This is a genomic window from Bacillus chungangensis (assembly GCF_030812995.1).
Taxonomy (GTDB): Bacteria; Bacillota; Bacilli; order Bacillales; family Bacillaceae_C; genus Bacillus_CF; species Bacillus_CF chungangensis.
This window is the reverse complement of the sequence record NZ_JAUSTT010000004.1, coordinates 33,910-48,529: the sequence shown is the minus strand read 5'-3', so window position 1 is coordinate 48,529 and position 14,620 is coordinate 33,910. Positions and strand designations below refer to the sequence as shown.

The 14,620-nt window shown below is 37.3% G+C and carries 11 protein-coding genes, 3 pseudogenes and 1 riboswitch; of the genes and pseudogenes, 11 read left to right on the top strand and 3 right to left on the bottom strand.

Translation table 11 applies throughout. From position 1 onward, the window contains the following. Positions 1-357: 357 nt before the first annotated feature. Both J2S08_RS04440 and J2S08_RS04435 read left to right on the top strand, forming a co-directional pair. Positions 358-912: an NUDIX hydrolase gene (locus J2S08_RS04440; RefSeq protein WP_307227045.1), complete on the top strand. Its 555-nt coding sequence runs from the start codon at positions 358-360 to the stop codon at positions 910-912. Continuing rightward, positions 909-2,068 (top strand): annotated as a pseudogene (locus J2S08_RS04435) (endonuclease Q family protein). The gene J2S08_RS04440 and the pseudogene J2S08_RS04435 overlap by 4 nt, the downstream one beginning before the upstream one ends. Positions 2,069-2,144: 76 nt before the next feature. Here the strand turns inward: J2S08_RS04435 and J2S08_RS04430 are convergent. Next, positions 2,145-2,720, bottom strand: coding sequence for a GNAT family N-acetyltransferase (locus tag J2S08_RS04430; RefSeq protein ID WP_307227043.1), 576 nt, complete (start codon positions 2,718-2,720; stop codon positions 2,145-2,147). A 231-nt stretch (positions 2,721-2,951) separates the two neighbouring features. On the opposite strand from J2S08_RS04430, the gene spoIIM reads away from it, so the two are divergent. From spoIIM to J2S08_RS04390, 8 genes are all read left to right on the top strand, one after another. Continuing rightward, a complete protein-coding gene (gene spoIIM, locus J2S08_RS04425) occupies positions 2,952-3,599 on the top strand; it encodes a stage II sporulation protein M (protein WP_307227041.1) in 648 nt (215 codons plus the stop codon). A gap of 138 nt (positions 3,600-3,737) precedes the next feature. Beyond that, positions 3,738-4,211, top strand: a complete 474-nt coding sequence (fur, locus tag J2S08_RS04420) for a ferric iron uptake transcriptional regulator (protein WP_307227039.1) — start codon at positions 3,738-3,740, stop codon at positions 4,209-4,211. A 171-nt stretch (positions 4,212-4,382) separates the two neighbouring features. Further along, on the top strand, positions 4,383-4,751 hold the full coding sequence (locus J2S08_RS04415) for a VOC family protein (protein WP_307227037.1): 369 nt from the start codon (positions 4,383-4,385) through the stop codon (positions 4,749-4,751). A 162-nt stretch (positions 4,752-4,913) separates the two neighbouring features. Next, a complete protein-coding gene (mutS, locus tag J2S08_RS04410) occupies positions 4,914-7,541 on the top strand; it encodes a DNA mismatch repair protein MutS (RefSeq protein WP_307227330.1) in 2,628 nt (875 codons plus the stop codon). Between the two features lie 78 nt (positions 7,542-7,619). Next, entirely contained in the window at positions 7,620-9,488 is a 1,869-nt protein-coding gene (gene mutL / locus J2S08_RS04405) for a DNA mismatch repair endonuclease MutL (protein ID WP_307227035.1), read from the top strand. 582 nt (positions 9,489-10,070) lie between these two features. Continuing rightward, positions 10,071-10,535, top strand: coding sequence for a cytochrome P450 (locus J2S08_RS04400; protein WP_370875631.1), 465 nt, complete (start codon positions 10,071-10,073; stop codon positions 10,533-10,535). Between the two features lie 127 nt (positions 10,536-10,662). Further along, a complete protein-coding gene (locus J2S08_RS04395; RefSeq protein WP_307227033.1) occupies positions 10,663-11,445 on the top strand; it encodes an alpha/beta fold hydrolase in 783 nt (260 codons plus the stop codon). A 141-nt stretch (positions 11,446-11,586) separates the two neighbouring features. Next, positions 11,587-11,970, top strand: a complete 384-nt coding sequence (locus J2S08_RS04390; protein ID WP_307227031.1) for a hypothetical protein — start codon at positions 11,587-11,589, stop codon at positions 11,968-11,970. 29 nt (positions 11,971-11,999) lie between these two features. Here the strand turns inward: J2S08_RS04390 and J2S08_RS04385 are convergent. Together J2S08_RS04385 and mgtE are read right to left on the bottom strand one after the other, a co-directional pair. After that, a pseudogene (locus J2S08_RS04385) lies at positions 12,000-12,077 on the bottom strand (transposase); the annotation flags it as partial. Between the two features lie 289 nt (positions 12,078-12,366). Then, entirely contained in the window at positions 12,367-13,695 is a 1,329-nt protein-coding gene (gene mgtE, locus J2S08_RS04380) for a magnesium transporter (RefSeq protein ID WP_307227029.1), read from the bottom strand. A gap of 295 nt (positions 13,696-13,990) precedes the next feature. Further along, a riboswitch (M-box (ykoK) riboswitch) is annotated at positions 13,991-14,154 on the bottom strand. 179 nt (positions 14,155-14,333) lie between these two features. Here mgtE and J2S08_RS22730 point away from each other — a divergent pair. Next, a pseudogene (locus J2S08_RS22730) lies at positions 14,334-14,616 on the top strand (IS110 family transposase); the annotation flags it as partial. Positions 14,617-14,620: the final 4 nt, after the last annotated feature.

The following is a 14,620-nucleotide window of genomic DNA, read 5'->3' as shown; positions in this document are numbered from 1 at the left end:
GAAGCTGTCTGAAAACGATTTTTTATCCCACATCTAACTGGATAAGGAAAACTTCTTGAATCCGCATCCCACGAAGAAAAAGTGGTTTTCTTTATCGAGGACGCTTTCCATTTAGCCTTTGTTCGATTTCTTATCAGTGGGGAATAAGAGAAAACCCATACTGTTGGAATTTTTTACTTATAATCCCAGGTGTTCATACTTAATTCATTTTCACTTTGCGTAACTCTATCTAACCACAAATTTGGCCGCATTAAAAGGAGAGAGTATTCGTATTTCTCAGAAGGCTCCTTTTCAGAAAAACAATATGCTAAAATAAATGTACAAAAAATAAATGGAGCAAGAAGGAGTGAGTAAAAGTTGAAACAGTTTGAAGAAAAGACTTTAAATTCCCAAACTATCTTTACGGGTAAGATCATAAGCCTTCAAGTAGACGATGTGGAATTGCCAGATGGGAAGAAAGCAAAACGAGAAATCGTTAAGCATCCTGGAGCAGTTGCAATTTTGGCATTAACGAATGACAAGCGCATCATTTTAGTGAAGCAATATCGCAAGGCATTAGAGCGCTCCTTAATAGAAATACCAGCTGGAAAGCAAGAGGCTGGGGAACCGCCTGAAAAAACAGCGCTTCGGGAACTTGAGGAGGAAACTGGGTATGTGTGTGGCACTTTAGAACATATTCAGTCTTTTTATACGTCGCCGGGTTTTGCAGACGAGATCATTCATCTTTATTTCGCTAAGCATTTAAAAAAGAAAGAAAATCCGCTTCAAGTGGATGAAGACGAATTTGTTGAGTTAATGGAAGTGTCATTAGATGAAGCACTGCAATTAATTGCAGACAAAAAAATCTATGATGCTAAAACAATCTTCGCTATTCAATATTTACAATTACAGGCGGCTCTTACTTCGAAATGAATGATTTTTTTGCGGATTTACATATTCATATAGGACGAACTGAAACGGGAAAGCCAGTGAAGATAACCGGCTCTAAAACACTGACACTTCAAAGAATCTTACAAACGGCAAAAGCACCAAAAGGACTAGATATCGTTGGGGTTATTGATTGTCATGCACCAGAAGTGATCACTGAATTAGAAGAGCTGCTTTTATCGGGTGATTTAGTAGAATTGGAAGAAGGCGGATTTCGCTATCAAAAAAAAGTAACGCTTATTCCTGGAGCAGAGATAGAAGTCAATGATCAAAGCTGCTTAGGTCCAATTCATGTGCTCAGCTATTTCCCAACGCTAAAAGCTTTAAAATCATTTTCTTCCTGGCTTGCCAAACGAGTGAAAATGTGACTTTGAGCACGCAAAGAATGTATGAAGATGCGCAAACATTACAGCGGAAAATAAAATCATTAGACGGTTTGTTTATTCCCGCCCATGTCTTTACGCCTTTCAAAAGCTTATATGGGAAAGGTGTTCTTGCTTCTGTAACAGAAGTATTTGATCCTTATCTCATAGATGGCGTCGAAATTGGTCTTAGTGCAGACACGAAAATGGCTGATTCACTTAAAGAACTGCATCGCTATACATTGGTAAGCAATTCTGATGCCCATTCATTGCCGAACATTGCTCGTGAGTATCAGAAAATCCATGGGTCTGCTCCGACATTTACTTCATTAAGAAAAGCACTGTATCAGGAAGCTGGCCATTATATAAGTGCAAATTATGGCCTTCATTCCTTATTAGGGAAATATTACACAACTACATGTGCGCAATGCTTTACTAAAAAGGAAGGTACAACGTGTACTGTGTGCGGAGCAAGTAACTGGATAAAAGGTGTATCTGAGCGTATTCAAGAATTGATGACAGCAACAAAGCAGGAGCATCCTAAGCGGCCGCCTTATATTCATCAAGTACCGCTAAGATTTCTTCCCGGTTTAGGGCCAAAAACAATGAATCGGCTGCTTAATCAATTTGGTACGGAAATGCAAATACTCCACCATGTTTCTAAAGATGAGCTGATAGAAGTTGTGAATGATAAGATTGCTTCTCACATTATCGCGGCAAGGAATAGAACGCTCTCCATAATACGTGGAGGCGGAGGCCGTTATGGGAAAGTAAGATAACCTCATTGTGCTGAAAAATAGGCGGCTTAATTGCATCCGCCTGCCTTTTTCAGCATGAAAAGAGCTTAACTAGTGTTCACTGTTCCCATTCATTAGCAAGCATTGCAAAAACACACGTATCACAAACATTGCTGCCATCAGCAGTCAAACTGTCAGATCGAAGTATTCCTTCCAAAGTAAATCCTAATTTTTCGGGAATGTTTCTTGATGCAAGGTTGTTAGGATCACAGCGGATTTCTATTCTCCGGGCGTTTAATGATTGGAAAGCGAAATTTGTTAAAGCTTTTACTGATTCGATCATATACCCCTTCTTCTGATGACGCTGATCAATCCAATAGCCAATTTCAAATTTTCGAACATCCCAATCGATTCTGTGTAAACCTGTAGCGCCAATAAATGCATCGTCTTCCTTGCGAAAAATATGCAGTCTGATATCTTTGCGAAGAATAAAATCGGCATAAGCCTGTCGTATATTAGATTCTACTTCATCAATTGGTTTTATTTCTTGGGCAAAAACCATCCACTTCTTTAATTGTTCGTGCGAATTTACCATTGCTTCTTGCACTCTTTTCCCATCCCCAGGCATACATGGACGAATATACAATCGATCTGTTTCTATTTTATTGGGAAACTCAATCAGTATTGGATTCACGAATCTCACTCTCCATTGCTTTTTGCTATTCTATAATGCTTTCGTCATTCTTTCAATCATTTATAAAAAAATAGTTGCTTTTTTGCTAAATTTGAACCTTTCACCATGTTTATATGAACTCTATCAATTGTTTTCAAGGAGTTTTTATGTAAATCTAGCAATGAATTTTTTTCATAACTCTTTTTCTTTTCGCATAACGTTTAGTATAGGAAAGATAGGAGGAAACAAAAAATGCAGAAGAACATTTTATCCCAATTCATTGCAAGACATGTGAGAGAATATTCCTCAATTTATTTGTTTATTATGGTGCTCTTTTTAATGGGAGTGATTTTTGGAGCTATTATTGTTAATAGTTTATCCCTTTCACAGAAAGGGGATCTTTTCTTCTACTTAAATCAATTTTTTGACCAAGTGGCAGAGGGGAAAGTAGCACAATCAGATGACCTGTTTCGTCTTAGCTTTTGGCATAATGCAAAGTATTTAGGGCTTATATGGATATTGGGGATTTCGATTATTGGTTTGCCTATCATCTTAATATTACTATTTTTAAAAGGGATTGTCGTCGGGTTTTCTGTTGGCTTTCTTGTCCATCAAATGGGCTGGAATGGATTTTTGTTAGCGTTTGTTGCTGTTTTGCCACAAAATCTCTTTATGATTCCCTTATTTATTTATATGTCCGCTATTTCAGTTGGCCTTTCTTTGTTGATTATTCGCAAAATCTTTATGAAAAAAACATTTACGTTTCCCATTATGCCAGTGATGATGCGCTATTTAATTGCCTTTATTCTTGTCATTGCATTCGTTGGTGCAGCAGCAGGATTAGAAGCTTATTTATCGCCATATATGATGAAATCAGTTCTGCAATCTACAGCAAGTTAACTTGCTTTTCACGATAAAAGTTATTATAATCAGTATTATGTGATAAAAATTATTCTTTGAAAATAAGAATGTTTTTTTTTGCTTCTTTACAGGAATCTGTTATAATAAGGTAGAATGTGGCGAGGGAGGACATCACAAATGGAAGGCCGTATTGAGAGAATAAAGAAACAACTACACTCAGCAAGCTATAAATTAACTCCACAGCGTGAAGCAACCTTACGAGTACTCCTTGAAAACGAAGAAGACCATTTAAGTGCAGAAGATGTTTACCTCCTTGTGAAGGAAAAGTCGCCAGAAATCGGCTTAGCAACTGTTTATCGTACATTGGAACTTTTAAATGAGCTAAATGTCGTTGATAAAATTAACTTTGGTGATGGAGTTTCTCGTTATGATTTAAGACAAGAGGGTGCAACACATTTTCACCATCATCTTGTTTGCATTGAATGTGGAGCTGTTGATGAGATAAAAGAAGATTTATTAGAAGACGTTGAAGAAATAGTAGAACGAGATTGGAAGTTTAAAGTGAAGGATCATCGCTTGACCTTTCACGGCATCTGCTATCGGTGCCATGAAAGCGAAGATGATAAAGAGACAAAGAAAAAAGCAGACTAACGAACCTTTCCTATCAAGCAGGAAAGGTTTTTTTAACCACCTTAAAGAAAGCGATTTCTTGAACAAAGATAAATTGTTGATAAAGACAATCTATCGTATAGATTTTCCACCTCTAAGAAGTCTTTTTATGCATCTATCTTGCTCTAGTACTAAAAAGGAGGAAATAGACACATGACATTTGTATGGAAAGGTATAGATCATATACAAGTTGCAGCACCAAAGAATAGTGAAGACAAAGCAAGAGCATTTTATGGGAAGCTGTTAGGACTGCCCGAAATTCAAAAACCGGAAAGTTTGCTGACAAGAGGCGGCTGCTGGTTTCAGTGCGGCCTACAAGAAATTCACATAGGTATAGATGAACATTTTCAGCCAGCAAAAAAAGCTCATCCTGGTTTGCTTGTTGAAAATTTAAATCAATTGAAAAAGCATCTACAACAACAAAACATTGACGTAAAAACGGACGCACCAATTAAAGGGCGTTCACGCATTTTTATTAATGATCCTTTTGGAAATAGATTAGAATTTTTAGAAATGAACTAACAATATGTTGATTTGATATTAGGCACCCTGAGATTTGCTAGATTCTCATGGGTGTCATTTTTGTTTGAAATGATGGAATTTGTTGCAGGTTAAATGAGAATTAAATATGGTATAATTGATGTTCAAAGTGATTTTTTGGACGGAAAGGGTTTTGATGGAGTTATGACAAATTACACACCAATGATGCAGCAATATCTAAAAATAAAGGCTGAGTATGAAGATGCGTTTTTGTTTTTTCGATTAGGTGATTTTTACGAAATGTTTTTAGACGATGCATTAAAAGCCTCGCAAGTGTTAGAAATAACACTAACAAGCCGCGATGCCGGAAACGGAAAAGAAAGAATTCCGATGTGCGGCGTGCCGCATCATTCTGCAGCTAGCTATATTGAACAACTAATCGATAAAGGCTATAAGGTTGCGATTTGTGAGCAAACGGAAGACCCAAAACAAGCAAAAGGAGTCGTTAAGCGCGAAGTGGTGCAGCTGATTACTCCAGGAACTGTGATGGATGGGAAAGGCCTTGCGGAGAAGAAAAATAATTATTTGGCGACCTTAACAGTTTTTGATGACGGCGCTTATGGTTTTGCTTATACAGACCTTTCGACAGGAGAAATGAAAGCCACTTTGCTCATGTCTTCGCTTGAGCATGTGTTAAATGAACTTTCTCTCTTAGGTGTGAAAGAAATTGTGATTGCTTCACAATTTGATCGAGACATCGAACAGAAGATGAAGGAACGGCTGCCGCTTATCGTTTCTTATGAAGATGACACATCCCAGAAGCCTGATTTCTCTTCGTTACTGAAGTTAATAGAAAAAGAACAGCTCCAGGAAACGGTAGCCCGCCTATTGAATTATTTGGTTCGAACCCAGAAACGAAGCCTCGATCATCTGCAAAGCGTTGAAGAATATGAAATCAATCATTATATGAAGATAGATTACTATTCAAAACGCAATCTCGAATTAACGGAATCGCTTCGGGGGAAAGGAAATAAGGGAACATTGCTGTGGCTTTTGGATGAAACAATGACAGCAATGGGAGGAAGACTGTTAAAACAGTGGATCGATCGTCCTTTAATTAATCAAAATGCTATTCAAGCTCGCTCCAGTCTTGTTGAAACTTTATTGACCCACTATTTTGAACGGCAAGAACTTCGCGATCGTTTAAAGGAAGTATATGATTTAGAAAGATTAGCTGGCAGGGTTGCGTTTGGAAATGTAAACGCCAGAGATTTAATTCAATTGAAGCGATCTCTTGAGCAAGTGCCGATCATACGAAAAGTGATCGCACAGTTGAATCATAAAGAGGCAAGCAAACTTGAAACACAATTAGATCCATGTACGGAATTAACAGAACGTCTTGGACAAGCTGTGATCGAAAATCCACCGCTTTCGATTAAAGAAGGAGGGATTATTCGCGACGGCTACAATCGTGAACTCGATCAATATCGGGATGCGAGCCGCAATGGGAAAACGTGGCTAGCGCAGTTAGAGCAGGAGGAAAGAAAACGAACAGGCATTAAATCGTTGAAAATCGGCTATAATCGTGTTTTTGGCTATTATATAGAGGTAACAAAAGCAAATCTGCATTTGTTAGAGGAAGGACGCTATGAAAGAAAGCAAACGTTAGCAAATGCGGAGCGCTATATTACGCCAGAGTTGAAGGAAAAAGAAACGCTTATATTAGAAGCAGAAGAGAAAAGCGTTGATCTTGAATACGAGCTGTTTTTATCAATCCGTGATTATGTGAAGGAATTTATTCCCCGCTTGCAAGCATTGGCAAAAGCAGTGAGTGCATTAGATGTCTTGCAGTGTTTTGCTACGATCAGTGAACTGCGCCATTATGTGAAGCCGACTTTTACGAACGATGGCAGTATTTTTATTCAGGATGGCCGCCATCCAGTTGTTGAAAAAGTAATGGCTGCTCAAAGTTATGTTCCGAATGATTGTACGATGGATGCCGACTGTGAAATGCTATTAATTACAGGTCCGAACATGTCTGGTAAAAGTACGTATATGCGTCAAACAGCACTTATTGCCATTTTGGGGCAAATCGGCTGTTATGTCCCTGCTGCTGAAGCACGTTTGCCTATTTTTGATCAAGTGTTTACACGTATTGGTGCTGCTGATGATCTTATATCAGGACAGAGCACTTTTATGGTAGAAATGCTAGAAGCGAAAAATGCATTGACACATGCAACAGAACATAGCCTGATCCTATTTGATGAAATTGGCCGTGGTACTTCTACATATGATGGAATGGCATTAGCGCAAGCGATTATTGAACATATTCATGACCATATTGGCGCAAAAACGTTATTTTCCACTCATTATCATGAATTAACTATATTAGAGCAAACGCTAAGGAAGTTGAAGAATATTCATGTTAGTGCAATTGAACAAAATGGAAAACTTGTGTTCTTGCATAAAATTAAACAGGGTGCAGCTGACAAAAGCTATGGTATTCATGTTGCTGAGCTTGCTGAACTTCCACCGTCGTTGATTAAACGCGCAAATGATATTTTATCCCAACTTGAAAAGAAAAAGACTGGCAGTACAAATGGAGAGGATGGCGCGGCGATACAGCCAATGGCGACTAAGGAAGCAGAGCCGATTGTACCTGGAGCACAGCTTTCCTTTTTTGCAGATGCAGTAGAAACAAAAAAACGGACGTCTTTGTCTTCTAAAGAGAAGAAAATCATGGAACAGCTGTACAAGCTGGATATTTTGGAAATGACACCAATGGAAGCATTGAATACGTTGTATGGGTTGCAGAAGCTATTAAAAAAATAGTTTCTAAAGAAGCAGGTGAAGAACGCCATCACCTGCTTTGAAGTTTTCCTTATTTAAAGCGAAGGAGGTAAGAAGCTCATGAGGAGAATAAGGGAGCTTGATGATACACTTTCAAATAAAATTTCTGCCGGTGAAGTTGTAGAGAGGCCTGCCTCCGTTGTCAAAGAGCTGGTGGAAAATGCGATTGATGGAGGCAGTACAATCATTGAGATAGATGTGGAAGAAGCAGGTCTTTCAAGTATTCGGGTCATCGATAACGGTCAAGGGATCTTAGAAGAAGACATACGAACGGCTTTTAAGAGACATGCAACAAGTAAGATCAAAGATCAGAATGATCTATTTCGCATCCGTACGCTAGGGTTTAGGGGCGAGGCGCTGCCGAGCATTGCTTCCGTTTCCATCGTTGATATGACAACCTCTACAGGTGAGAATGCTGGTGCTAGAATTGTATTAGAAGGCGGAAAACTAATTACACATGAAAAGGCACAGAGCCGAAAAGGCACCGATATAACTGTTTCAGGGTTATTTTTTAACACACCAGCTCGATTAAAATATATGAAAACCATTAATACAGAATTAGGCAATATTACGGATGTCGTCAATCGTTTGGCACTGGCGCACCCAACCATATCATTTCGACTTCGTCATCAAAAACGAATATTATTGCAAACGACTGGGAGCGGCAATGTACAACAAGTATTGGCAGCTATCTATGGAATGAATATTGCCAAAAAAATGATTCCCATTTCCGCAAGCTCTTTAGATTTTCAAGTGAGCGGTTTTGTAGCATTGCCGGAAATTACCCGAGCGTCAAGAAACTATATTTCAACAATGATTAATGGCCGGTTCATTAAAAATTATTCGCTTGTTCGCGCTATTCTCGAAGGCTATCATACGCTATTGCCTATTGGCCGTTTCCCGATTGTCCTCTTGACAGTTGAAATGGACCCGCTGCTTGTCGATGTGAACGTCCATCCATCAAAGCTAGAGGTGCGGTTAAGCAAAGAAAAAGAATTAAATGAATTAGTGACTGAAGCAATCAAGTCTGTGTTTATGAAACAGCAACTAATCCCAACAGGATTTACGACGCCGAAAGAAGCAAAAAAGCCTGTGGAACAAACATCATTTACGTTTCAGCCTAGAAAAGAGAAGCCAGTCTCATCACCATCCTTCTCGTATGAAAAAGAACAGCTTTTGTCTCCAACAGAAATGAAAAAACTTTACGAGCGAGAAGACGATGAAACGTACAAGGCACCAGTCAGCTTACAGGAAACACCGGTGTTCCCTGAAGCAGTGAATGAGCCACTCTGGGATGAAGAAATGCCTCTGGAACAAGAGGATAGATCTGATGAAGAAACAGCATCAAGAGTTCCGACTTTATATCCAATTGGCCAAATGCATGGAACATATATATTTGCACAAAATGAACGCGGCTTATATATTCTTGATCAACACGCTGCTCAAGAACGGATTAAGTATGAATATTTTCGTGAAAAGCTGGGGCAAGTAGACCGTCAATTACAAGAGATGCTTCTGCCGTTAACGTTGGAATTTTCCACTGATGATTATCTTAAAATCGTCGATAATAAAGAAGCTTTAGAACAGGTTGGGGTGTTCTTGGAACCTTTCGGGCAGCATAGTTTTATCGTTAGGTCACATCCACATTGGTTCCCAGCGGGAAAAGAAAAAGAATTGATAGAAGAAATGATAGAACAAGTGCTGGCGATGAAGACAGTAGATATAAAAAAGCTGCGGGAAGAAGTTGCGATTATGATGAGCTGCAAGGCAGCAATTAAAGCAAATCGCCACTTGCGGAATGATGAAATCCAAGCATTGCTCGATGAATTGCAAAGAACATCAGATCCATTTACCTGTCCTCATGGACGGCCGATCATCATTCATTACTCTACTTATGAAATGGAGAAAATGTTTAAACGTGTAATGTAGCAGGGGTTAGATGTGGGGAACTGTCATCTTCCTATTATTCTCCCTTTTACTTAACTAACCATTTAATTTTACGTTAGGAAAATACTAATATAGAAAGGGAAGTTTAACTTTTTGAAATGGGCTCTCGTCCTCTTAGAGAGGAAAAGTGTTTTAGAAACGATATTTCGCCCGTTACCAGCTCATTGATTTTTTGGACTCAACAGTAAGTAATATTATGTCTTATCAGATTAACTAAGATATTCTTGGTTGATCTTTTTTTTATCCCACATCTAACTGGCAGTAAGACCCCCACCTTAAGAGTAAGAGGAATGAACTGCATCCCAAGTAATTGATACAAAATATACGCCTATTTGAACACAGAATAATGAACAAAGAAAACTCTACCGTTGATATTGTTGAATCCTTGGCATCTCCTTTCCCTAGCTTGGTTATAGCAGTTTTATTTGGGGTACCGCTACAAGATTGGAATTAGTTTAAAAAATGAGTTGATATCCTTTTCCATCCTTACCACAAAGAAAGGATCGATGACATTGAGCTGCAAAAACAAATTGCTGCAGAGAATATTTTCAATATCTCTACCCTATTGTCGTTCAAAAACGCTCAAATCTTTCCGATGATATTATCTCTGACTTAATCCGAGCTAAAGTAGAGGGTGAAAAATTTACAGATGAGGAAATTGTGCAGGCTACAATGATCCTTTTAGGTGCAGGAGTCGAAACAACCAGCCATGCAATAGCAAATACTTTCTATTCCTTGTTTTATGATGATAAGTCACTATATGGAGAACTAAGAAATGATTTGGAATTTGTCCCAAAAGTAGTCGAAGAAATGCTTCGATATCGTTTTGGTCTTTCGAGAAGAACGCGCACAGTTAAACAAGACAATAATTTATTAGTGGTTAAGCTGAAAAAAGGGGATGTAGTCATTGCTTGGATGAGTGCAGCCAATATGGATGAAGATATGTTTGACGATCCTTTCTCTATAGACATCTATCGTTCAAACAATAAAAAAGCATTTAACATTCAGATTGTGAAGGATTGTACTTAAACTATTGGATCAGTAAAGTTCAATAAGAATCGTCCATTTCCACTGACAGGTAAATAGGTATTCATCTATGTTTGCCTAAGTGAATATCTTATTGTTGTAGACATTTTATTTATACGGGGGAATCGCAATGGGATACTATGTTAGTGTAGAATCAGGCGTAAAATTATATGTGGAAGATATAAATCCCAAGGGCAGTAAGCCGATAGTGTTTTTACATGGCTGGCCGTTAAGCCATAAACAGTTTGAGTATCAGTTTGATGTTCTTCCCGCAATGGGATACCGCTGTATCGGAATTGACTGGAGAGGGTTCGGAAAGTCGGACAAACCAATGAGTGGCTACAATTATAACCGATTGGCAGATGATATTCGTACAGTAGTTGGTGTACTTCAATTAAACAACTTCACTCTTGTAGGTCACTCTACAGGTGGAGCAATCGCGATTCGGTATACGTCCCGGTATAATGGTTACGGAGTATCCAAGCTAATCCTTGTAGACGCTGCAGCTCCTATAGGATTTACTACAGAAACTGCGAATAGCCTCCTTACTCAAGCGTTAAATGACCGTCCAAAGATGATGCGAGAAGTAACAGAGACCTTTTTCTTTCAATTTATAACAGGCCCATTCTCTGAGTGGTTTATTCAATTGGGGTTACAAGCAGCAGGTTGGTCAACAGCAGCAATAATAATTACACTAAGAGATGAGAAGCTTTATGCGGATTTGCAAAAAATAATTGCCCCAACCTTAATCGTTCACGGTGTTCACGACAAAGTTATTCCATTTGCACAAGCTGAGGAACTAAATCAAAAAATAAGAAATTCACAGCTTGTTCCGTTTCATTACAGCGGTCATGGTCCTTTCTGGGAAGAACGTGACAAGTTTAACCAGCTATTGAGGCAATTTATTGGTTGATAGTCCTCTTTAGCTAACGGGCGCGATTGTGAAATAAAACTTAGATTTGTAAACGACTTTATTGCTAAAGCATCCTCTATAAAAAATTTAACAACTTTATTTTACCTCCATCTAAAACAGGACAAAGAAAGAGGTATCCAAATGAAAAACGAAAGATATATAGGCCATAATAGAGACAGACATCACCGTGGTGATGGTATTAAAAGGAAAGATCATAATTCTCGTCAACGCGGTGCAAAAACTTTTCGCCGAGGAAGAGCAATTACATTTTTAGAGAGAATGAATCTTAAGCGTTCCACATTAAAGAAACAATTAGAAACACAAGAATTACAATCCATTCATCCACTTTTAGTCGGTGAACTAAAAGCAATTGAAATGGTCATCAACGAATTTGTTCAATTATTTGAACTGTACGAGTTTGAAGAAATAGAAAAGGAAAATAAAAAAAAGGAAATTTTTTCATTAGATTCTGATGAAGAAAAGAAAATGACTAATTCTAGTGAGTTGTATTTAAAGCGAGGATAATGTTTGATCTCTATGTGTTGTTTGAGCTATTTGAAGAAAAGTTCAATTGCCCAGCGTGAACGATAGATTTCACTGATTTTTTCCGCATCCAGATCAAATCGATTGGTGAATTAAACGGAGGATATTTCCCTTCGTATCCATTACTTCGAGGAAGCGAAAGAGGTTCTCTAACAGGTTCTGGGTGGTTCCAATGTAAACCTAATAAAACTGTACAACCATCATTAAACTTAATTTTAAAGCTAAATCAGAAATAGCTATAGAAAAACAAAATTTAATTTTTCTATAGCTATTTTTATTTATTTTGAGAAAAATATTTTTTCTTGATCGTAATGTAATGTCCCTCCAGTATATAAACTTGAATATCTTTTTCAAACCTAGATTTTATAAAATGTAGGTTTATAGATTTAATAACATTTTTGCAACTAAAAAATAAATGACTAGTCCCGTTCCGTCAACAAATGTCGTAATAAATGGTCCAGAAACTACTGCAGGATCTAGTTTTAATTTTCTTAAAATCAGTGGTAACACAGATGCTACAATGGAGGCCCAAAGAACAATACAAACCAGAGTAATTGCTACAACTTGGGCGACCTCTAGCCCTACTCCTAATATATATGCACGAATAAGGCCAGCTATACCAAGTGATAGTCCTAATAGCACGCCTACTGAAACTTCCTTTCTTATTACACGAAAAATGTCTTTAAATTTTACTTCTCCAATTCCTATTGCACGAATAATTGTTGCAACAATCTGTGTACCCGTATTTCCTCCTGTACCTACTAATAGTGGAACAAAGAAAGCAAGGGCAACTACTTTTTCAAGTGTATCCTCAAAATAATGAAGTACGGTCCCTGTATATGCTTCGGCTACGAATAAAAAAAGCAACCAAGGAATACGTTTGGAATATATATTCCAAATAGATGTTTCAAAATAAGGTTTATTCAAAGGTTCGCTGCCACCTAGTTTTTGAATATCTTCAGTTGCTTCATCTTCCATCACATTCATTGCATCATCAAAAGTTATCATACCAATCATTTTATTATCTGTAGTTGTTACAGGTAGGGCAGATAGATAGTGATTCGTTAGTTTTTTTACAGCTTCTTGTTGATCGACTTCAGCATATACTGAAATAATATCTCGAATCATGATATTTGATAAAAACTCTCTATCTAGTGCTGATAATAACTCACGAATAGAAACGATTCCGTTAAGGTGACCATAGTTATCAAGAACATAGATATAAGATACAGATTCTACATTTCCAGCAATTTTTCTAATGTGTTCCAAAGTCATTTTTACGGACCAATTCTCTCTAGCAGAAATGTAATCAATTGTTACAAGACTACCTGCTGTACCAGGTTTAAATATCATTAAATCTTTTATTTTTTGTTGTGTATCTTTATCTAGATACGTCATCAACTTCTCATCTTGTTTAGGATGAATTGCTAAGAATAGGTCAACTAGATCATCCATAGGCTGTGAATTGAGGAGTATTTTTGTTTTATCGACAGATAAGTGAGTTAAAATTCGATATTGTTCTACTGGACTCATATGTCTGAGTATTTTAGAACTTTTTGTAATTGGTATGATATCTATTAATGATATTTGATCTTGGAGTGAATAACTTTTAATTTTTTGTGCAATATCATAAGGCTGATGACGTATAAATTCTTCTATAATAAAAATATTTTGATCCATAAGTATATCGTTTAATTGTTTTTTCATGTTAATTCCTCCTCAAATTGAATAGGGGAGGCTCTAAGTTTTATTGGGGATGGGTGTTATTTTATATGCCTAAATTTTTATAGAAAGTTTATAAGTTATTTTCAAAAACTGGCCATAAATAATGGTAGACTTCCTCCTCCTTTGCACAGTATCTATAAAAATTTGGATGGAAATAACTTTCAACAAAAAACCTTTACTCAATAAGGAGTAAAGGTTTTTAAGCAATATAAATAAATCGTTAAAAAGTGATGTCCATTCTGTTATTATCTCAGACATATCTTTTTAGCATATTGTATACCCTCTCCCTCGTTGAGTTTTAGCACTGTACAGCATAGGTTTGAAACCAGCTACATTAAGAAGGGCCTTAATCCGACCGTTCCTGTTGACCCATTGGCGTCTCTCGACATTTTTGGGTAGTAGCATTTCTCTATACAGGAGCCTCACCTAACAAAGACTATTTAATTACTTTTTTAATATAAAATGACTTTTTTCATTTGTCAATTGTTTTTTTGGTATTGGGGAGTTCGTCAATGTTCATGAAGGTAAGACAAAACCATATCCCCCAAAAAAAGATGTTACTCCTTTTATAGAATTGCAAAAAGGATGGTGTTTTTGATGAATTTTTCCATCTACAGGTTCATGTAGCTTCCTGTATGAAGTTTGCTATCTTTTTAGACCCAAAGGGAGTAGCTTGGAAACGAACAAAACAATGAAATTTGATGCGGATAGCACTGGAATTGCAGAGTTCTTACAAGCTTTAGTTCAATTAGAGAAACAATTTAATATAACGAAAGAAGATTTTTTAGTTATATAAGAACCAACTGGTGGACATTGCTCTTATTTCAACAAGTATTGAAAAATGAAGACTATACTTTGTTTCAAGTTGAAAACAAGGGTTGTCGTTTCCGCTATAAATCACTTTATC